Annotated in this window: 19 protein-coding genes and 1 riboswitch; of the genes, 12 read left to right on the forward strand and 7 right to left on the reverse strand. The window is 35.4% G+C overall.

The window, feature by feature from the left end; genetic code table 11:
• Positions 1–26: 26 nt before the first annotated feature.
• On the reverse strand, positions 27–662 hold the full coding sequence (locus MKY94_RS02445) for a Crp/Fnr family transcriptional regulator (protein WP_342577939.1): 636 nt from the start codon (positions 660–662) through the stop codon (positions 27–29).
• 81 nt (positions 663–743) lie between these two features.
• Here MKY94_RS02445 and MKY94_RS02450 point away from each other — a divergent pair, with 81 nt between their 5' ends.
• From MKY94_RS02450 to MKY94_RS02465, 4 genes are all read left to right on the forward strand, one after another.
• On the forward strand, positions 744–1,502 hold the full coding sequence (locus tag MKY94_RS02450) for an HAD family hydrolase (RefSeq protein WP_342577940.1): 759 nt from the start codon (positions 744–746) through the stop codon (positions 1,500–1,502).
• 134 nt (positions 1,503–1,636) lie between these two features.
• Complete coding sequence (locus MKY94_RS02455) at positions 1,637–1,837, forward strand: helix-turn-helix transcriptional regulator (RefSeq protein WP_144539995.1); 201 nt, start codon at positions 1,637–1,639, stop codon at positions 1,835–1,837.
• A complete protein-coding gene (locus MKY94_RS02460) occupies positions 1,837–2,535 on the forward strand; it encodes a DUF3169 family protein (RefSeq protein WP_342577941.1) in 699 nt (232 codons plus the stop codon). Before MKY94_RS02455 ends, MKY94_RS02460 begins: the two co-directional genes overlap by 1 nt.
• Positions 2,536–2,556: 21 nt before the next feature.
• Positions 2,557–2,736 carry a DUF6019 family protein gene (locus MKY94_RS02465; RefSeq protein WP_144539991.1) on the forward strand — a complete coding sequence of 60 codons (180 nt, stop codon included), beginning with the start codon at positions 2,557–2,559 and terminating at the stop codon, positions 2,734–2,736.
• 48 nt (positions 2,737–2,784) lie between these two features.
• Here the strand turns inward: MKY94_RS02465 and MKY94_RS02470 are convergent, their stop codons facing one another.
• From MKY94_RS02470 to MKY94_RS02490, 5 genes are all read right to left on the reverse strand, one after another.
• On the reverse strand, positions 2,785–3,090 hold the full coding sequence (locus MKY94_RS02470) for a hypothetical protein (RefSeq protein ID WP_342577942.1): 306 nt from the start codon (positions 3,088–3,090) through the stop codon (positions 2,785–2,787).
• 158 nt (positions 3,091–3,248) lie between these two features.
• Positions 3,249–4,355 (reverse strand): 5-methyltetrahydropteroyltriglutamate--homocysteine S-methyltransferase, encoded by a 1,107-nt coding sequence (locus tag MKY94_RS02475; protein ID WP_342577943.1) that lies wholly within the window; start codon positions 4,353–4,355, stop codon positions 3,249–3,251.
• Positions 4,352–5,545, reverse strand: coding sequence for an aminotransferase class I/II-fold pyridoxal phosphate-dependent enzyme (locus tag MKY94_RS02480; RefSeq protein WP_342577944.1), 1,194 nt, complete (start codon positions 5,543–5,545; stop codon positions 4,352–4,354). The genes MKY94_RS02475 and MKY94_RS02480 overlap by 4 nt, the downstream gene beginning before the upstream one ends.
• Entirely contained in the window at positions 5,545–6,663 is a 1,119-nt protein-coding gene (locus tag MKY94_RS02485) for a methionine biosynthesis PLP-dependent protein (protein ID WP_342577945.1), read from the reverse strand. Before MKY94_RS02485 ends, MKY94_RS02480 begins: the two co-directional genes overlap by 1 nt.
• 167 nt (positions 6,664–6,830) lie before the next feature.
• A riboswitch (SAM riboswitch) is annotated at positions 6,831–6,935 on the reverse strand.
• Between the two features lie 69 nt (positions 6,936–7,004).
• The gene (locus MKY94_RS02490) at positions 7,005–8,747 is read right to left on the reverse strand and encodes an ABC transporter ATP-binding protein (RefSeq protein ID WP_154311623.1); all 1,743 of its coding nucleotides are present in this window, start codon (positions 8,745–8,747) and stop codon (positions 7,005–7,007) included.
• Between the two features lie 245 nt (positions 8,748–8,992).
• Between MKY94_RS02490 and MKY94_RS02495 the strand changes: the two genes are divergently transcribed.
• The 8 genes from MKY94_RS02495 to MKY94_RS02530 all read left to right on the forward strand — a co-directional run bounded on the left by MKY94_RS02495 (position 8,993) and on the right by MKY94_RS02530 (position 20,115).
• Complete coding sequence (locus MKY94_RS02495) at positions 8,993–10,417, forward strand: ABC transporter permease subunit (protein ID WP_144539980.1); 1,425 nt, start codon at positions 8,993–8,995, stop codon at positions 10,415–10,417.
• Between the two features lie 15 nt (positions 10,418–10,432).
• On the forward strand, positions 10,433–11,923 hold the full coding sequence (locus MKY94_RS02500; protein ID WP_225321728.1) for an ABC transporter permease: 1,491 nt from the start codon (positions 10,433–10,435) through the stop codon (positions 11,921–11,923).
• 26 nt (positions 11,924–11,949) lie between these two features.
• Positions 11,950–13,764 carry an ABC transporter substrate-binding protein gene (locus tag MKY94_RS02505; protein ID WP_342577946.1) on the forward strand — a complete coding sequence of 605 codons (1,815 nt, stop codon included), beginning with the start codon at positions 11,950–11,952 and terminating at the stop codon, positions 13,762–13,764.
• A gap of 170 nt (positions 13,765–13,934) precedes the next feature.
• Positions 13,935–14,411: a hypothetical protein gene (locus tag MKY94_RS02510; RefSeq protein WP_342577947.1), complete on the forward strand. Its 477-nt coding sequence runs from the start codon at positions 13,935–13,937 to the stop codon at positions 14,409–14,411.
• Between the two features lie 164 nt (positions 14,412–14,575).
• Entirely contained in the window at positions 14,576–15,589 is a 1,014-nt protein-coding gene (locus tag MKY94_RS02515) for a hypothetical protein (protein ID WP_342577948.1), read from the forward strand.
• 65 nt (positions 15,590–15,654) lie between these two features.
• Positions 15,655–17,484 carry a hypothetical protein gene (locus tag MKY94_RS02520; RefSeq protein ID WP_342577949.1) on the forward strand — a complete coding sequence of 610 codons (1,830 nt, stop codon included), beginning with the start codon at positions 15,655–15,657 and terminating at the stop codon, positions 17,482–17,484.
• Between the two features lie 157 nt (positions 17,485–17,641).
• Positions 17,642–18,316, forward strand: coding sequence for a DUF2642 domain-containing protein (locus MKY94_RS02525; protein WP_144539972.1), 675 nt, complete (start codon positions 17,642–17,644; stop codon positions 18,314–18,316).
• Between the two features lie 440 nt (positions 18,317–18,756).
• Positions 18,757–20,115, forward strand: a complete 1,359-nt coding sequence (locus MKY94_RS02530; RefSeq protein ID WP_144539970.1) for an arsenic transporter — start codon at positions 18,757–18,759, stop codon at positions 20,113–20,115.
• A gap of 666 nt (positions 20,116–20,781) precedes the next feature.
• Here the strand turns inward: MKY94_RS02530 and MKY94_RS02535 are convergent.
• Positions 20,782–20,979 carry a C4-dicarboxylate ABC transporter gene (locus MKY94_RS02535; RefSeq protein WP_144539968.1) on the reverse strand — a complete coding sequence of 66 codons (198 nt, stop codon included), beginning with the start codon at positions 20,977–20,979 and terminating at the stop codon, positions 20,782–20,784.
• Positions 20,980–21,066 lie beyond the last annotated feature (87 nt).

Below are 21,066 nucleotides of genomic sequence, written 5' to 3' on the forward strand. Positions count from 1 at the left end.
TCTAAAAATCCCCAATCCAACACAATTTATATTTTCTTCTCTTTTTTAATTATTTTCTTCTTTAAAAATGAAAGGATAATTCGATTTAAGTGTCGATGAGTTGTTCCGATGAGAGAAGCAATTTCCTCTGTTTGGTTTGTCGTTATTTCTTTGCCAAAGTAGTTGTGGATATCTCGAGTAGTTAATAAGTAGCTTGCAAATCTGGCTTCCACTGTGGCCAACAAGTTTACGCGAGATGCTGTAGTGCAGGTTTGCAATTTATAGGATAAATGCTTAGATAGCTCCCCTAAAAATAAAGAATCCTTCATTAAATATAATTCTACTGATAACTTGTCTAAAAATAATAAAGAGGTTTCTTCTACTGCCTCTACCTGTGACTGTATTTCTATCTTTTGCAAGAGCTCTATGTCACCAAAAATTGCATGAGGATGACAAAAGCGTAATAACAGCGATTTTCCTGTTTCTATACTAGAGGTTACCTTTGTCCTCCCGGTTACCTGAAAATATAATCCATCCAATTCATTTCCTTCTTTAAGTATAGCTTCACCTGGATTATAGTGACGTAGCTGAAAAGAGAGATTTTGGGGAGAGGTAATTTTCTCCTGAATATTAAATTGAGATAGATACTGGTTAATGATTGTTGGGGTTTGAATAATCTTCATCTTTTCTCCTTTTTGGACATATGTCCTTTTTTTATTATATAGCAAATTGTTATGATTATTTTATAAGAGGAGGGATATAGGATGAAGTTTGTTTTTGATTTGGATGGAACAATTTGTTTTCAAGGGAAGCCCTTAACTCATGCGATGGTGAAAGCCTTGGAAGATTTAGGGGCAATGGGGCATGAAGTAATTCTAGCCTCTGCAAGACCGATTCGTGATCTATTGCCTATTCTCCCTAAACATTTTCATCAGCTACCGATGATTGGAGGTAACGGTGCATTTGTAGCGAATGAGGGACGAATTATATCAAGCACTCATTTTGATAAGCAAACCTCTGAAAAAATTATACAGCTTCTAGGAAAATATAAAGCAGAGTTCCTAGTAGATAGCGAATGGGACTACGCTTACACAGGTGACGAAAACCATCCTATAAAAAGGAATTTGGATCCAAAACAACAAGCTAAAAAATTGGAATTACATAAGTTAAACGAAATAGTAAAAGTAGTCATAATACATAGCAATGATCAAGAAAGCCTACTAAAGGAACTCCAAGAACTCCCAGTTGTGATTTATAACCATGGACTCGAAAAGATTTTAGATATAAGTCCATTGGGTGTTGATAAATGGAATGGTTTACAAAAGCTTGGAGTACAGAGCAAGCAGTTTATAGCATTTGGAAACGACGCAAACGATGTATCTATGTTTCTTCAAGCACAAAGCTCAGTCTGTATAGGAGACTATGCAGAGCTTATTTCAATTGCTAGTTCTCATGTGGCAAACGAGGAAGAGCTAGTTATAAATAAGCTTAAAGATATTGCAGAGATTTATAAGTGTCTTTAAGAATAAAGGAGGTGCATGCTTTTAGTGCGACCTCCTTTTAAAATTAAATATTATAAATTATCATAGTCATTATGACAATTATAGTTGTCAAAATGACTATGATTATGTATATTAAAAAGGAGGAGGCGATTATTGTGAAAAGTCGCTTAAAAGAATTGCGAGCGAGAGAGGGGCTCAATCAAACCGAGCTAGCCAAATTAGCTAAAATTTCTAGACAAACGATTAGCTTGATTGAACGTGAAGAATATATGCCATCCATTTTGATTGCTGTTAGAATAGCAAGAATTTTTAATGAGTCTGTAGAAAACGTCTTTTTGATAGGGGAGGATGAATGATGAAAAAGGTATTTACAACTATTATTAGCTTACTGCTTGGAGGATTAGCTGGCTTTACTATCACACTTGCTATAATGATGGATAAAAATAAAATAGATGAAGCATGGGCACAGCCAGTAAATATATTATTATATATTGTTTTAGCCATTCTCTTGATTTTGTTAGTGACTAGTCTGCTATTAATCAAAAAGTTGAAAAAGGTTAATGCTCAAAAGTTTGTTGGAGAGCAAGAGGATTTGATGGAAGAATTTAAGTACAAAAAATTTGCTGATTTGAATATAACAGCTAATACATCTTTGATTCTATCAATCTTAGCTGTAGCGATATCTATTCTTATGTCGAATAATTCAATCCTTCAAATTGGGTTTATTCTCTTGTTTATTGCTAGCAGTGTCATTTCCATTTTTGGTATAAATCTCGTAAGAAATATTTACCCAGAAAGAAACCTTCCGAGTGTTACTTCAAAGGATTATGAAAAAAAGTTTATGGAATCTATGGATGATGGAGAGAAATATGTCACATTACAAGGTCTCTACAGGGCTCATCAGCTATTTAACCTTTTCATGCTCATAAGTATTATTTTGGCTGTAGCATTTTCTTTCTTTAGTGAGCAATCTCAAATGTTTTCTATTGCATTGATGTGCTTAGTAATGTTGGTTGTTAATACAAGCTATCTAGTTGTTGTACGAAACAAATAAATGGAGAGTAAGGTGAATTAAATGACTACAGGGCAATTGCTACTTTGGATATTGGGTGTTTCTATCCTGCTATATTTTGTTATCAAGTGGGGTGTAAAAAATGGCATCAATGAGTCTTTGTTAATTTCTGAAGAAGCTAGAAGGAAGAACCAGCAGGAGAGGGAAGTGCAAGCCCAAAGCTACTGGAATGATTTGAAATAATAAAAAGCTGATACATGTCTGTTAAAAAGACTAGTATCAGCTCATTGGTTATCCAGCGTGTGACCAAGTTGTAGGAACACCGGATTTAGGGCAGTTTGGGAAAATTGCTCCAGCCTCCAGAAATGCTTCATCTCCATCTTCGTCTACATATCGACCAGATTCTAAAACTTCCTGACCAGAAGCGTGAGAATGACTATTAGAGCGCTTCCAATAAGTAACTACTTCTGTATCAGGACATGATGGAAACTTCGAACCTTCTTCTAATGTTCTAGTTACACCAGATTCACAAATATAATCTCCAGTTTCCTCTACAATATCATCTGTTGTATATTCATAAGCTTGTTTACTCATCATACATTCCTCCTTAAAGAAGTTAACGTCTTACTCTATAATTACCCCAACAAATAAAGTAAAAACCTTCTTTAAGGAAGGTTCATTTTAGTTAAAAGAGGTTAGCCGGACTTTAGTCCAACCAACCTCGCTTAATTTTTTGGTTATCCACATGTGGATACTTATTTCCAAACATCCTGTGCTATTTTCACCACATGGCGAATTTTCGCCCATTGTTCATCTTCTGTTAATAAGTTGCCTTCCTCGGTAGAGGAGAACCCACATTGAGGGCTCAAGCAAAGCTGTTCAATTGGTACGTATTTGGATGCCTCTTCTATTCTAGCTTTAATTAAATCCTCTTCCTCGAGTTCGCCGTGCTTAGAGGTGATCAGCCCTAACACGATGTAAAGGTCTTTTCTGTTAACATGACGCAATGGCTCAAAGCCACCTGAACGATCATCATCAAATTCTAAAAATAATCCATCCACATCTAATCCACCGAATATAGTTTCTGATACTAATTCATAGCTGCCGCTCGTAATATACGTGGAGCGGAAATTTCCTCGACAAATATGCATTGTCACTAGCATATCGGCAGGTCTTTTTGAAATAGACTCATTAATAGCTCGTGCAGAAAAGGACAAGGCTTGCTCTAATGACAATCCTTTGTCTTTCAAAGAAGCAATTCCTTCCTCGGAAAAGGAGGTTGCCCAGGAAGTATCATCGATTTGTAGATAACGACAGCCTTCATCGTATAATGCTTGGATAAAACCTTGATAAGCTGTGATCAAGTCGGCGAATATTTCCTCATCGTTGTTATACACACCTTCCTCAAATGCTGCTCTATAATAAAGCATATTCGGGCTTGGGATAGTGAATTTTACTACAGCATCACCTGCAACTTCTTTTAAGAACTTGAAATGCTCTATCATATAGTGAGTGCTAAAGCCAATTTTTCCTGTTACTTTAATGCCATGAGCTTTTGTTTGGACTCCCTTAAAAGACAAGCCTTTATCGGGTTCATAAAACTCTACACCATCTAGTCCTCCTAAGAAATCGAAATGCCACCATTTACGACGGAATTCGCCGTCTGTAATGGAAAGTAACCCAGCTTCTTTCTGTTTTTCAACCAGTTTAATAATTTCTTCATTTTCAATCTGAGTTAGCAGCTCTAAAGTTATCTCTTTCTCTTCAAATTGAGCTCGCGCTTTTTTTAAGCGTTCTGGTCTTAAGAAACTTCCTACATGATCTGCTTTGAAGGGTGCTTTTACTAGTAATTGATTGGTCATATTAAACTCCTACTTTCTTTATAATGTGTAGTAACTATTTCCAATGATTGTTCAAAGTCTGCTAACAGGTCATCCACATGTTCAAGCCCAACCGAAAAGCGAAGCAGTCCATCAGTAATTCCACGCTTTTCTCGTTCCTCCTTAGGCATTGCTGCATGGGACATAGTAGCGGGGTGGGAGAGAATAGATTCTACTCCACCCAAACTTACTGCAAAAACAGGTATTCTTAGATTTTCAACAAATATTTTTGTAGCTGTCTTGCCTGGCAAACGAAAGGAAAATATAGCACCAGAGCTGGCCGCCTGTTTTTTATGAATTTCATGTCCTGGATGAGATGATAATCCAGGATAGAAAACTTCCTCCACTAATGGGTGATTTGCTAGATAATTGACCAAACTAATAGCCGTCTCCGTAGATTTTTCGAAGCGCACACTTGTTGTTTTAATACCCTGTATGAGTGTATAGGAATCTTGAACACCCAGTATGGCTCCAAAGGAATTTTGAAGAAAACCTGACTTGCTACCAAGCAACTCATCCTTTGTAACTGCAAGGCCGGCAATGATATCACTATGTCCAGACAAGAACTTAGTTGCACTATGCAAAACAACGTCTACACCTAATTCGAGCGGCCTTTGGTAGAGTGGTGTCATGAAGGTATTGTCTAAAAAGGTTAGAGAATTATTGGCTTTAGCTATGTCTACAATACCGGCAATATCAGTTATACCTACTCTCGGATTTGAGGGAGTTTCTATATATATTAGTTTGGTATTGGACTGAATTGCCTGCTCAACAGCATCTAAATTAGAAAGGTTAACAAAAGAATGCTCTATACCAAAGCGAGGTAAAACCTCTGTCACAAAGCGAAAGGTGCCACCATAAACGTCCTCCGTCATGATTATATGGTCTCCGGCAGATAACAGCATTAAAGAGGTTGATATCGCTGCCAGACCAGAAGCGAAAGCAAATCCTCGCGTACCACCCTCTAGCTCTGCTATGGTTTTTTCTAATGCTTCTCTGGTTGGATTACCAGACCGACTATAATCAAAGGGGCCGAAGCTATCAAAACTTTCCTGATGGAAGGTAGAAGATAAATAGATTGGAACATTCACAGCACCGGTTCTTCTTTCATAATTACCTCGAGTTGAAGCAGTAATTAAACTAGTTTCAAGTTGTTGATGAATAGACTCCATTAAACAATAACCTCCTTCTCTAAAGCTACAAATACTTGCTTTAGGTCATTGATTAAATCTTCCGCTTCCTCAATACCAACAGAAAACCTTAATAAACTATTATCTACTCCCCGAGCAATCCGTTCAGATTCTGGTATATCTGCGTGTGTTTGAGTGGCAGGGTAAGTAATGAAGCTTTCCACACCACCAAGACTTTCAGCAAATATGATTAACTTTAGCTTTTCTAAAAAAGGACCTACCAGTTCGCTTCTTTGAAGACGGAAGGAGAGCATGCCACCCTTGCCTGCATAGAGAACATCTTTTATTAAATGCTGTTGCTCTAAAAATTTTACTAACTTCTTTGCGTTTGCTTCATGCTGTTTCATTCTTAGATGGAGAGTTTTTAACCCACGTATCAACAGCCATGAATCAAATGGTGAAAGGACTGCACCTGCTGCGTTATGGTTAGCCTGTAATTTCTCGCCCAATTTAATGCCTTTTGATACAACCAACCCAGCCAGTACATCATTGTGACCTCCGATATATTTAGTAGCACTATGTATGACAATGTCTGCGCCAAGTTCTATTGGCCTTTGTAAAAAAGGAGTTAGGAAGGTATTATCCACAATTAAAAGTAACTCATGCTTCTTAGCTAACTCCGCGTATAGCTGAATATCAATCTCTTGCATTAACGGATTAGTAGGTGTTTCAAGAAAGATTGCCTTCGTATTTTTGGTAATAAGAGATTCCACCTCTACGTAAGAGGTAAATTTACTATAAATAGTCCTAATATTATAGGAGTCAGAATATTGATTGAAAAGGCGATAAGTACCTCCATATAAGTCCTCTGGGGCAATCAATTCATTACCTGAACGGAAAAGGGAAAGGACCAATTGAATGGCTGCCATTCCCGAACTACAGGAAAATCCTGTATCGCCTTGCTCTAGCTTGGCTATTCCCTCCTCTAAAATAGCTCGTGTAGGGTTTTTAGTTCGAGTATAGTCATAGCCGGTAGATTGGCCAAGACCATGATGTTTATAGGCTGTGGATAAATAGATAGGAGGATTAACTGCTCCAGTTTTTGGATCACAATGATTACCTAATTGAACTAATTGTGTATTAATGTGAGTTTTGGACATTGTTATTCACCTCTTATTATTAATAGGTTCAACATTTCGAAAATAAATCACAAAGTAGACTCTAAGATAAAAAAATTCAGGATAAATATAGAATAGAAGCATTTTGCCAAATAAAAAGAGGGCTCTCTTCATAAGAAGAGAACCCCCAATATAGATTGAAGTCATTCTTCTTATCTTCAAGACAAAAATGTCTATTGGATTTAGCACCACACCTATAATGGCTGGTTGCTGAGACATCATAGGGCCAATCCCTCCGTCTCTCTTGATAAGAAATAAAAATATATAATTTTCAAAATTTAGCGATAAGTAAGTTTATCATGGGATGAATATAAATTCAAGAGTTATTTCACATTTGGAATTGCTACCCAGTGACCGGAGGAAACTTCCACAAGCTTAGATTGCTTCAATTGATATCTATCCTCTACATTTGATTCCTCCAAAAGCTTCCTTTTTTTCTTAGCTTCTACCTTAGGATCAGGAATAGGGATTGCTGCTAATAGGGATTTTGTATAAGGATGTTGTGGGTTAGAATAAAGCTCTTCACTTTCCGCAAGCTCCACAATTTTACCAGCATACATCACCGCTACCCGATCACTAATATGCTTAACCATAGATAGATCATGTGCGATGAAAAGGTAAGTTAGACCTAGTCTATGCTGTAAATCCTCTAGTAGTTCTACAATTTGTGCCTGTATAGAAACGTCTAAAGCTGATAGTGGTTCATCACAGACGATAAAGTCAGGCTCTACTGCCAGTGCTCGGGCAATGCCGATTCGTTGTCGTTGCCCACCTGAAAACTCATGTGGATAACGCATGGCATGGGAGGAATCCAACCCTACCATTTTTAGTAACTCTTCTACACGTTGTTTTCTTTCCTCTGCATTTTTGCTCAAACGATGAATATCTAATGCCTGGCCGATAATATCTAACACCTTTAAACGAGGATTTAAGGAAGAATACGGATCCTGAAAGATAATCTGCATATGTCGTCGCATCGTTTTTAATTCACTTTTACTCAAACGGTTGATGGCGATTCCCTGATAAAGCACATCTCCATCCGTAGGCTCATGTAACCGAAGAATGGACCGACCGGTAGTTGATTTTCCTGAGCCAGATTCTCCTACAAGTCCAAGGGTTTCTCCAGGTTTGATGAAGAAGCTGATATCATCCACGGCCTTCAGCACATTCCCTTTGCCTAATTGGAAATGCTGCTTTAAAGATTTGACCTCTAATAACGGCTTGCCATTTTCTAAACCAATGGAACGAAGCGGTGGTCTCTTGGGTTTCTTCCTTTCATCTAAACGAGGAAGTGCATTTAATAATTTTTTTGTATAGTCATGCTGAGGATTTTCAAATATCTTTTCAGTTGTCCCGGTTTCTACAATTTCGCCATTTTTCATAACTGCCACTCGATCGCACATACCTGCAACTACACCCAAATCATGAGTGATTAAAATAATGGAGGTGCCAAATCTTTGCTGCATATCCTTCATTAAATTCAAAATCTGAGCCTGAATGGTAACGTCTAGTGCAGTTGTCGGTTCATCTGCTATTAATAGCGTTGGCTTGCAGGCAAGTGCAATAGCGATCATAACTCTTTGGCGCATACCACCTGAAAATTCGTGAGGATACTGGTTGTAGCGCTCTTCGCTATTCTTAATGCCTACTAGCTTCAAGATTTCAACTGCTTGGTTCTTTGCCTTTTTTTTAGAAAGCTGCTGGTGCTTGATAAGACTTTCTGCAATCTGTGGGCCAATTCGAATGGTAGGGTTTAAAGATGTCATGGGATCCTGGAAAATCATACTGATGTCTCTTCCTCTAATACTCTCCATTTCCTTTTCAGTTTTTGTCTCAAGAGATTCTCCTAAAAATTCAATGGAGCCATTTTTCATGAAGGAGGGGGGAGAAGGCAGCAGGCGCATGATGGAGCGGGCAGTGACACTTTTTCCACTACCTGATTCTCCTACAATGCCAAGTGTTTCTCCTTTTCTTACTTCAAAGCTTACGCCTCGAACAGCCTCAAATTCATTGTCGTTTGTTAAAAAAGAAATCTGTAAATCTTTTACTTTTAAAATAGTTTCCATGAAAACCACCTATCTGATTAAAATCTTCAATTTATTATTTATGATTCATGCTCTTTCAGTAGAGAGCGTATATTTTAAGTAATATGAGCGGTTTCTACAAAAAAGAAGACTAAACACGCACAATTATGGCGCATTTAACCCTACGCTTAATAGAACCAAATTATTTGCGTTGACTTAATAGTAGTTCGAATCTATACTATACTATACCACTCGGATTTATACAATATAGGGAGGGGGTATTTGGTATGGGAAGAAAATCTTCTTCCAACGCACTAAGTTTGACCTATGGAAGACTACAACATCATTCTTTCTTTAGAATCTTATTATTTTTACTTGGCTTGCCAGTTCATATAATAACCTTTCTACTTTTTTACCTAAAAAAGCAGAAGGATCCTAGTTCTTCCTTAAATAGCGATCTAAAGTCTTCACTTGTGGCAAGGGGGATAAAAGAGGAACTATACGAGGAGTTTAAGGAGCAGTATGAACGAAAGCATGCCTTTTTTAATGAAAAAATTAATGAAGAAAAAATGACAGTAGAAATAAATAAACTCGTGGAAGATAGAGTAGAAAAGCTTGTATCCAATGAAATGAATGAAATACATGAGTTAAATGGTACAAAGCCACTCACTTATACAACATATTTTTTAGGTTTATTAGAGAATACTGCATTTCTAATTGTTTCGTTTATTCCTGGCTTACTGATGTATATTTTATTGGGTCTTTATAGTAATGCGTTTAGTAAATTTATTTTTGAAAGATTGATCATGAGTATCTTTGTTATAACAGGCGTTTCGGTTTTGGTGTTCACCATTTTATATTTATCGCCTTTTGATCCAGCTGCTAACCTTTTAGGAGAAAGTGCCACTAAGGAACAGATGGCTGCGTTCAATCAAATGCATGGGTTAGACCTGCCTTATCTCAATCAGCTATGGAATACAATAAAAGGAATTGCAACCTTTGATCTAGGAGCATCCTTTACAGGTAATGAGGATGTTGCAACAAGTATTGCCAATAAGTTCCCAGTTACATTAATGATTGCAATCTTCTCTTTATTAATGGCAGTAGTAATAGCAATTCCTGTAGGAATTATATCTGCAACTAGACAAAACTCCTTCTTAGATTATGCCTTTATGTTCATTGCTTTAATTGGATTGTCCATACCAAACTTTTGGCAAGGACTTATATTCATCTTGAACTTCTCTATTAAGCTACAATGGCTTCCTGCAACTTATAGTCCGCAAAACTGGTTATCAATTATTATGCCAGTGATTGTGCTTGGTACAGGACTTACTGCTTCAGTAGCTAGGATGACTCGTTCCTCCGTATTAGAAATTATAAATGAGGATTATATTATCACTGCAAAAGCAAAAGGCTTAAACCAACGCCAAGTGCTTTGGAAACACGCCATTGGAAATGCAATGATTCCGATTGTCACTGTTATCGGCTTACTGTTTGGTGGAATGCTTGGAGGAGCGGCTGTAACAGAGAAGGTATTCAATATTAGCGGGATTGGTAGCTATATTGTCGATAAACAATTTATCCCCGATATACCGGCTATTATGGGTGGAGTAATCTATATTGCAATAACCATTTCCTTGGTTAATGTGCTCATCGATATTTTATATGCGTTTTTTGATCCGCGTATAAAATCTAAGATGAAGCAATTGTAAGAAGTAGGTGTAAAAGTGGTAACTAAAAAACAACATGCATTAAAGCTGTCACGAGAATATACACAGGCGAACTTTGCAGGAGTACTTTCTCTTCTAGTAACTATATTTTTATTATTTAATAGTTTTGATTTTGAGATGGGCACGATTAAGCCGATTGCTTGTAGTATTTTTGCTGTGTATGCCTTTTTTACAGCACTTCAATTTTTTATTATCTGGAGAATGAAGCGAGAGCTTTTGAATCTAGGACATTTAAAATCATCTACAAGAAGGCTTGGCTATGTCCAAATAATTGCGATATTAACTGCTAATATCTTTGTATCCTCGTTTGGTTTTAACTTGATAAAAGAAAAGAAAACACCGGAATATACATTTAGCATTTGGATGATTTTCACCCAGCTGTTTATCCTAGTTATTTCTGCATTTAATCTTTTTAAACCATATGTGTCAGACACTTTTTTAACCTCAATAGGTATTTTAATCGTTATTTTAGTTCTTCAAGTATTTACTTTGATAGCTGTTGCCAAGTATGTCAGAGATGAAGGGGCACCAGGGTGGATGCAAGGCCTAGCCATTGTATTAATCATTACGTCTCTAACGGGTAATGTTTTTAACTTTGTGCTTGGTATTAGTTTAATCATTAAAACCCGAAGTAACAGTCTTTCACGCATAGTGAAGTGGAACACGATGTGGGATAAAATCACTCGTAATTCTACTGCTATATTAGGAATGTTTTTTATCATTCTTATGTTCGCTTTGTCTGTAACTAGCAGGTTTACGTTTGACTATGATTTTGCAGTAGAGAACAACTATGAGGCATTGCTCCAGCCGCCAAGCTTTGAGTATCCATTTGGTACAGATAATTACGGAAGAGATTTATTTTCTCGAATTATTTTCGGGGCAAGAATATCCCTAATAGTGGGCTTTGCTTCGACCCTAATTCCATTCGTGGTTGGAGGAGCATTAGGAGCGTTGGCAGGCTATTATAGCAAGCGTACAGATAACATCATTATGCGTTTGCTAGATATCTTGTACGCAATACCAGGAATATTACTAGCCATCGCTATTATTGCAGCATTTGGAGCAAATACTACGAATCTTATACTAGCTTTAAGTGTTGGTTCGATTCCGACTTATGCCCGAACAATGCGAGCTAATGTAATGATGGTATCGAACTACGAATATGTAGACTCGGCTCGAGCTTTAGGAGCTTCCAATCTATCAATCATCTTTAAGCAAATTGTTCCCAATTCACTTGCACCTATGATCGTCAAAGCTACACTGACGATAGGCACAGCAGTAATTGCAACAAGCAGCTTGAGCTTTTTAGGTCTTGGAGTAGAACCCCATATACCAGAATGGGGCAATATTTTAAAGATAGGCAGTACTTATTTAGAGTCCAATTCCTATTTGGCGATTATACCGGGTTTAGCAATTATAGGACTCGTATTATCTTTCAACTTTTTAGGTGACGGACTTAGAGATGCATTCGATCCGAGAATGGATTAAAGCAAGCTCAACAAGGAGGAAAAAATATGAAGAACACAAAAGGATTATTAGCTTTATTGTTTACTCTAGTTTTAGTATTGGCGGGCTGTGTTAATACTAAATCAGATGTTGATAAAGCAACTGACAAATCCGATTCCAAAACAGAGCAAGGTGACGTTGTAATTGAATTATTAGGCATGAGTTCTAGTGAAGCGGATATGAACATTGTACGCGACCAATTAATTAAAAACGGCTTTGAAGTAAAACTAAACATACAACCTGATTACGGTAGTTTTACAGCTCAAAAAGATGCTGGAAACTATGATTTGGCATTATCAAGCTGGACGACAGTTACGGGTAACCCAGATTATGCAGTACGTGCATTATTTAAATCAGATGGCGATAACAGTATTATGTCTGATAAGAAAATTGATGAATTAATTGAAAGAGCAAGTACAGAAACACCGGAAGAATACACAAAAACGTATAAAGAATTTGAAGAACTTCTAGTTTTAGAAAAAGCTTATATTGCACCTTTATATAACTCTTTCAAAGCGCAAGGAGTAAACAAAGAAGTGTTGAATGAAGATACAGTAAGACTAGCTAAATCTCGTGCAATAGCATGGGAGACAATTGACTTTACAGACACTTCTAAAAGAAACTCTGAACCATTGGTTATGCAACAAGGTATTGCATCCTTAACTTCTTTAGATCCTATCAAAGGCAATGACGGTTCTATCAATACATTGAATACAAATATGTATGTCCGTTTAGTTAACTTAACAGATGATGATAAAGTAGTTTCTGATGGATCTCTATCATTGAATCATGCGATAGCAGATGGCAACAAAGATTATTATTTCTTACTAAGAGATGATATTAACTTCGCTGCAGTAACAGATAAAAAAGCAGTAGACACTGGTGAACGCGTGGGTGCAGAGGATGTTGTATTCTCATTAAACCGTGCAAAAGACAGCAAATCAGTTCCAGATCACCGCACATACAGCTTACATGAAAGCATGGAAAATATAGAAATCGTTACAGATCTTTCAGAACTTGATGTGAAGCAATCCGGAAGCGAGACTTCTGTAAAAGAAGCTTTAGAAAAAGGTGTGGATTCTGGCATTAACGAATTAGTGTCAAATAAAACAGAAGCTGATGCAGCTGCTGGAAAATACCAAGTAGTAAAAATTACTACTACGAATCCATTCCCGCAAGTTTTAAACTACCTGGCTCACCAATCAGCAGGTATTGTTTCTCAGAAACAAGTAGAAAGCATTAACACGTATGAAGTAGATTCATTTGATGTAAAAACAGATATTCCTTATGGGGATCAGAATACTGTAACGGAAGGCTCTTCTTATAACAATACTTTATATGCAAGTGGTCCTTATATTCTGACTTACAAAAATGATTACGAAGCAGTATTCATGAAAAACCCAGTCTATATGCCAGGTACAGAAAATGAGGCGAAAATTACAAATGTGACCGTACGCTTTATCGCGGATGCTGACAGTGCATTATCAGCTCTTCGCAATGGCGAAATTCATATATTTAATGGAGTACCAGAAACTAAATACGATTTAGTTGAGAACGACAGCAAGCTATCCCTTCAAAAAAATGATAGTAATGCAGTAAGTTACTTGTTATTTAATACGAAGGATCGTGAAGTTGCGAAAAGTGAATCCTTACGTAAAGCAGTTTTATATTCCATTAACCAAGATGAAATATTGAATTACTACCAAGGCAACAAGAAAAAAGCCGTGTCCACTGTAAGTCCTCTAGTGGAAACAGGAAACGAATTAAAAGCTGATACAGATAAAGTCAAAGAGTACTTAAATGAATTTAAACAAGGTAAGTAAAAGTTAAAAATACGTTAAAAGCTCAGCAAAGAGAGGAACCCCTCCTTGCTGAGCTTTTTTATGTCGAATTTTATGAGAGACATTAAATATAAAAGTGGGCGTATGTCTATTACAAGACATTCAGCTTATACATATGAATATTAAGATAAATAAAAAGGAGGCTAGAAGAATTGGATATTAAAATGTTACACTCCCTTGTTGATAACATCATAAAAATAGACAGAGGTGGTCCAGAATCCAGGGAAGGAAGGCTAATTGCGGTAGGAGTAGACTACATCGCGTTGTTAACTGAAAACGAAGGTGTTGTATATTATAGAACTCATCACATAAAAAGTTTAACTTCAAATACAAAAAACGATTCGCAATTTGATTTTCAAGTTCCTGAAGATTTTAGATTTATTCAAGCAGAGGATTTTAAGGGAGTTTTAGAAAGCTTAAAATACCATTGGGTACAAATTAATCGTGGAGGACCAGAAAAGCTAGAAGGCATTGTCGATCAAGTAAACGATAATTTTGTAACCATTATAGCGAAAGAAGAAGTTATCAGAATTTCTATGTTCCATATTAGAAACGTTAGTTACGAAGTAAAAGATCGTAAAAACAAGGGCTCTAATGAAAAAAAAACTGAGGATAATACAAAGTCCTAAGTAAATATATAAAAATTTATTCGTCGTTTCTGATTTCTAGAATCGGCGAATTTTAAAAATTAAACTAATTAGCTTGGCCTATCAAGGATAGTTAGGCTTATGTCTGTTACTTAATAATCCTAAGATACATATAGATACTAGGATAATAAAAAGGGGGGAATTTTATGGAGAAAGAAATGCTGCTTTCTTTAGTAAATAGGATTATTAAGGTGGATAGAGGTGGGCCAGAATCGCGCGTAGGTAGGCTGCTTGCAGTAGGAAAGGATTATCTTACATTGCACACTAAAGAGGATGGAATCATTTACTATAATAGACATCACGTGAAGAGTTTGACACATAACGCTAAAAAATCTGTGGATTTAGAAGTGGAAACAGAGGAATTAGATTTTATACAAGCGAGAGATTTTCAAGATATTTTAGAGTGTCTGAGATATAAATGGGTCAAAGTTAATCGCGGTGGACCAGAATCATTAGAAGGTGTATTGGAAGGCGTTAATAATGAATTTGTAACTATAATTTCAAACGAAGAAGTAATTCGGGTTTCCTTGTTCCATATGCGTAACATTAGCCAAATTTCTACATGTGGAAAATCCAAAGAAGATAAAAAAGAAAAGTCCAAAGAAAAAGATAAAGATGAACATTGTAAAGATAAAAAAAATAGTAGCGACAAAGGAAATAAAGAAAGTAAAGAAAAGAAAGAAAATAATGAAGACAAAGCCAATACCGTAAATGAACAGAGTCACAATGATAAAGCAAAAAAAGAAGATAAATCAAATAAAGAAGACAAAGAAAAACACGAAGATAAAGCAAACAAAGAAGACAAAGAAAAACACGAAGGTAAAGCAAACAAAGAAGACAAAGAAAAACGCGAAGGTAAAGCAAATAAAGAAGACAAAGAAAAACACGAAGGTAAAGCAAGCAAAGAAGACAAAGAAAAACACGAAGGTAAAGCAAACAAAGAAGACAAAGAAAAAAACGAAGGTAAAGCAAACAAAGAAGACAAAGAAAAACACGAAGGTAAAGCAAACAAAGAAGACAAAGAAAAACGCGAAGAAAAAGCAAACAAGGAAGAGAAAGCAAAACACGAAGATAAGCACCAAAAAGGTGAAAAGCCTAAGCACGAAGTGGAAATAAATGAAGCAAATATCAATCATGAAGTAAAAAATGAAAATGAATAGATGACCATGCGTTCGTCGTTTCTGTAATTCAGAGTCGACGAATGTTTTAAAAGGAGGCGCTACCAATGCAGTCTAAAAAAATTGAAGAAGCTTTAAGCGCCCTAAAACGTAACAAAGTTGGTTTGTTTCTTAAGGGCGATCAATTTATTGAGGGAATCTTGTTGAATGTCAAAAACGATTACCTGATCTGTGAAATAACTAATAACGTCTACTATATCTCCCTACATCATATTCTTGCTTTTTCAAAAAATGCTAAGGATAATTTTATTTCCTCTGAAGCGGTACCCTATCTTAACAGTAACTATTTCACGAATACATTAATAGGAATGAAATACAACTGGGTTAAGATTAATAGTTTCAGTAATCAGCAACTAATAGGAGTCTTAAGCAAAATCTATAAAGATTATATCGTATTAGTAAATGATGAAAATCTAATTTATGTGCCACACTCGAGCATATCAAGTGTCTTTAGCAAGATTACTGAAAAACAGATTAGTTTATTTAATAGTAAGGAACATCTTTATGTTGAGCAATCATATATACCTCTTGTTAATAATAGTAGGGCACAGGAAGTGATTAAGATTGATAAACATAATAATAAGCGGGATACAGAAAAACAAAATCTGCAAGAGGGAACATCTGTGAGGCCTATTTTAGGGATAGGCAATTTGGAAGAGAACTTAGAAGAAGCTGTGAACAATACGTTGATGGAACAACTAACAAAAATTGAAATTCTAAATAGTACCGACCAAGAGGAAGGTCCGACTGATTTTGTTCTGGAAGAGAACTTAGAAGAAGTTGTGGACAATACGTTGACGGAACAACTAACAGAAATTGAGATTCTAAATAGTACCGACCAAGAGGAAGGTCCGACTGATTTTGTTCTGGAAGAGAACTTAGAAGAAGCTGTGAACAATACGTTGATGGAACAGCTAACAGAAATTGAGATTCTAAATAGTATCCACCAAGAGGAAGGTCCGACTGATTTTGTTTCGGGAGAGAACTTAGAAGAAACTGTGACGCTAACGGAACAACTAACAAAAATTGAAATTTTGGAGAGAGCCGACCAAGAGGAAGATCCAAATGACTTTAATATAGAAGAAAAACAAGAAGAAGCAACTGATATTGCAAATATAGATCATAAAATTGTAAATGAAAATACAGTTAGAGCTAATGAAGAGGAAGATTCATTTGTTTATAAAAGAGTTAGGATGCCAAAGTTCAATGACTCGTTACAGCCTAATAGACAAGATGTACAGCCTATAAGAGAACGATTTTTACGCACAGCAAATCCCGATAATATTATAAACGAAAGTAAAACTCTTAATAGCGTAGAGCCTATAATGGAAACTAATTTAGAAGAAAATATAACCTCCAAAAAATCCCTGCCTTTTAGATTTATAAAAGCTGAGTCCCAAATTATACATTCCCCAGAAACTGCTGAAGAAAATGATGTATTAATACCAGGAGTAAAAGAAAACGATAGAGAACAGGACCTGAACGACTTTAATAACTTATTTTATTTAAGGCGTAAAAGGAAAAAAAAAATAAAATTAAAAATGAAAAAAACTAATTTCTCCAATGAAAATCTTGAGCACGAAATAATAACTGTACCTGAAACCTCAATTATAAAGTTAAACCCAAAAGAAGAAAGAGCAATATTAGAAAAACAGTATTATTCTTTAATGAATCATGCAACCAATATGTATGAGCGTCTTCAAAATATAGAATCTGATGCTTTTGAAAAGTATGGGCAAGAAGAAAGCAACCAAAAAGTAATCTACGGAAAACAAACGGAAGACTTCATGTTGGAAAGACAGTATTATGCTTTAATGGAATTTTCGAAAAAGAGATACCAGCAAATAATCGAAGAAAGACTAGGAAATAGAGCCTGACAGGCAACGACAGGAATAAGTAGCGTTTAATAAACGAGGCTCTCCAAATGACTAATGGTGATGAAATATATGATTTTATGTAACTTACCCTTAAATTTCTCTAAGCTTAAACGTATGATTTTGCTATTTAGATAATAACTAGAAAGGAGGGTTAACCTTGAATAATATTATTCAAAATCTTATAACAGAAGTTGTCGAAATAGAGGTTTCAGGGAAAAAAATGATGAATGGTACGCTCGTAGATTCAGGAAGTGATCTGGTTGTCCTTTTTAATGGGATAGATTTTGTATACATTTCTTTAGAACATATACAGCGTTTTGAAGTAAATATTAATGAAGATGATATTATGGCTCCTACACACGCTCCAACTATCTCTACAGTTGAAGAGGAAAAAGATCTTTCTTTTAGAGAGATTCTTACTCAAGCTAAAGGAAATTACGTTGAGCTGTATGTAACAGATGGACCGCCTATTCATGGATATATTTTAAGTTTGATGGACGATTATATTGAATTCTATTCCCCTGTTTATAAAATAGTATATGTTTCCCTCCGTCACTTAAAGGTGCTTATACCCTACGCTGAAAACGAAAGTCCCTACGGTAAAAACTTTCATAATAGCCTAGTGCAATCGAGTAGGCAGATATTAGCAAGCACATTTAAACAACAAATTGAAAAGTTCAAAGATAAAATTGTCGTGCTTAATGCTGGGGGGAATAAAAGTCATATAGGAAAATTAAACGAAATAGAGGAAAATTTAGTTGAAATTCATGGAGCAAAATTGCATTCGTATTATTTAAATCTAGATCATATTAAAACTTTACACCAAGTTTAAACATAATTAATGTACTTCTACTTAGAATTAAAATTTCACTTGCGAGCCTGCATAACTTCACAAATAGTTATAAATTGTAAGAATAAAACCGTCCTTTATGGCTGACGAGAAAGTATCGACAGCCTATTTTCTATTCTTGTGTATGGGGTAAAAGATAACAGACACTTTTGTGCTTTCTTTTAAATGCTGTATATGTCTTAAACAGCCCACGAGTTGCAACCTGCTCCTGCATGAACAAATTGACAAAAGTTAGTTTTTGAATAGTAAGTTGTCATTTATAAAAATGCTCAAATGTCTATTTTTTTAATAGGCGTTTTTTGTTAAAAAATATATAATTCCAAGCTATAGACAGACATCTTGCTCTTTCTAGAGAAAAGCGAATATACATATATGGAAACGGACAAACATTTATTTTTATTTCGAGAGGAAATGGTATATGCATGAGCTTTCAGATTGGAATCGCCAGTTTGGTGTTCCTAGCAACTATGATTGTCATATTTTGGAGACCAAAAGAGTTAAATGAGGCATGGCCAGCTTCAGTAGGTGCAGCAATTATTATACTTACAGGAATAGTGTCTCAGGCTGACGTTATAGATATTATTACTAAAATTGGAAGTGCCTCTTTAACCATTATCGCAACAATTGTCATGGCTATAATATTAGAAAGCTTTGGATTTTTTAATTGGGTAGCGGCTAGGCTGACAAGCTTGGCAAGGGGGTCTGGACTTCGGTTATATTGGTATATTCAATTATTATGTTTTTTGATGACATTATTATTTAATAATGATGGAAGTATATTAATTACAACTCCAATATTAATCCTGCTCTTAAAAAATCTTCGTTTAAAACCTCGTCAGCAGCTTCCTTATTTGTTAAGTGGAGCTTTAATAGCAACTGCTTCCAGTGCGCCGATTGGAGTAAGTAATATTGTAAACTTAATTGCATTAAAGATAGTTGATATGTCACTTTGGGCACATACGGCAATGATGTTCGTTCCTTCAACATTGGGTTTGTTATTCATGTCTTTCTTAATGTATATTGTCTTAAGAAAAAAACTACCGAAAACTTTACCAAATTCCTCAATGGACATAGAAGAATTCTTTTTCACTAAAAATTTTCATCCGTTCAAAGCAAAGACTTCATTTGAAACAAAACAAAAACGTTCCAAATTTATGTTGAAAATATTAGTATTTGTATTTATTATTCGATGTCTACTTTTTATTGCATCATATTTAACCATACCTATTGAGATTGTCGCAGTACTTGGATCTGCTGTACTATTGTTGTGGAGATGGTATCATTTAAGGACTAGTCCAGTTGATATACTTAAGAAGACCCCTTGGCATATACTTGTTTTTGCATTTTCAATGTATGTCATAATATACGGGTTGAATAATGTAGGATTGACATCACTATTAGTTCAATTATGTGAACCAATTGTAAATCAGGGATTGTTTCAAGCAAGTATTATCATGGGAGGATTAGTATCCGTTCTTTCTAATATATTCAATAATCATCCGGCGCTAATGATTGGAACCATTACTTTAACAGAGATGGGATTAGATCCAATTACTTTAAAGACTATTTATCTTGCGAATATTATTGGTAGCGATATGGGGGCATTATTATTACCTATCGGTACACTTGCCTCACTAATTTGGATGCATATTCTAAAAAGTAACAAGATAAAGGTCTCTTGGAAAGATTATTTAAGCGTAACATTGATAGTCGTTCCAATAACTACAATTGTAACTTTGATATTGTTATTTTTTTGGGTGCAAATAGTTTTTTCTTCTTGAGGTTGAGAAGAGTGTACGCTAAATAATAATGGGTAAGATGAGAATATACTTCTCTAACTTTACTTGAAGGGGTATGTGTCAAAGTGAAAGAATATAGCTTTTTATTCACTTTTAGTTTTCAAAATTATTATATCAATCATGCATTAAGTAAATTTATACTAAGGTAGCGGGAAAATACACAGCTAGTTTCCTGCTATACTATACATAAAAATGGAAGAGAACAATCCGAGTAAGCTGGGTTGATTACATAAATGAATAGAATCCATATTTAAAAATGTCTTGTAATCCCATCCAGTAGAATATGGAAATTAGGATAGCTAAAGATGTCATTAATATGGATTCCTTTATATGTTTGATAAGTCGGATGTTTTTTTTAAAATTCAACTTATATTGTCAACATTTCTGCATTCATTTCTATAAGAATAAATAAATAGGATTTCGCTTAATGTCCAATTGATAGGGGAAGTTATTGTATGTATATGTTACTTTTGGGGTAAATGATACTGCATAACTACTATTAAATATGAACTCTAATGGAAGCAGAATATCAATTTTACTTAAAATAAAAGGCATATATGGGATTCCACACATGCCTATAAACTATTTTCTCCTAAACTGGTATTAACCAGTAACCTCTATTTAGTACTTCGGTCATTGATTCTCAAATCATATAAATTGAAGTAATAATATAATAACTCCTAATATAATTGACAGCCAGCCCAAGATTATTTGCTTATAATGATATAGTGCTACGAAACCTAATACAACGGCAGCAATTCCAAGCCAAATCGGATAGAAAAAGTAGCCGACTACCGCTAAGATAATACCTAAAAGACCAAGCCAAAATCCAAAATTATATTCCATTTATAATTCCTCCCTTCATTTCTATAAGAAATATGGTGCTTCTATTCTTATTAATTAGTATATGAAGGGAGTAGTTCAAGATTATAA

This window comes from Psychrobacillus sp. FSL K6-2843, from assembly GCF_038626375.1.
Lineage (GTDB): Bacteria > Bacillota > Bacilli > Bacillales_A > Planococcaceae > Psychrobacillus > Psychrobacillus faecigallinarum.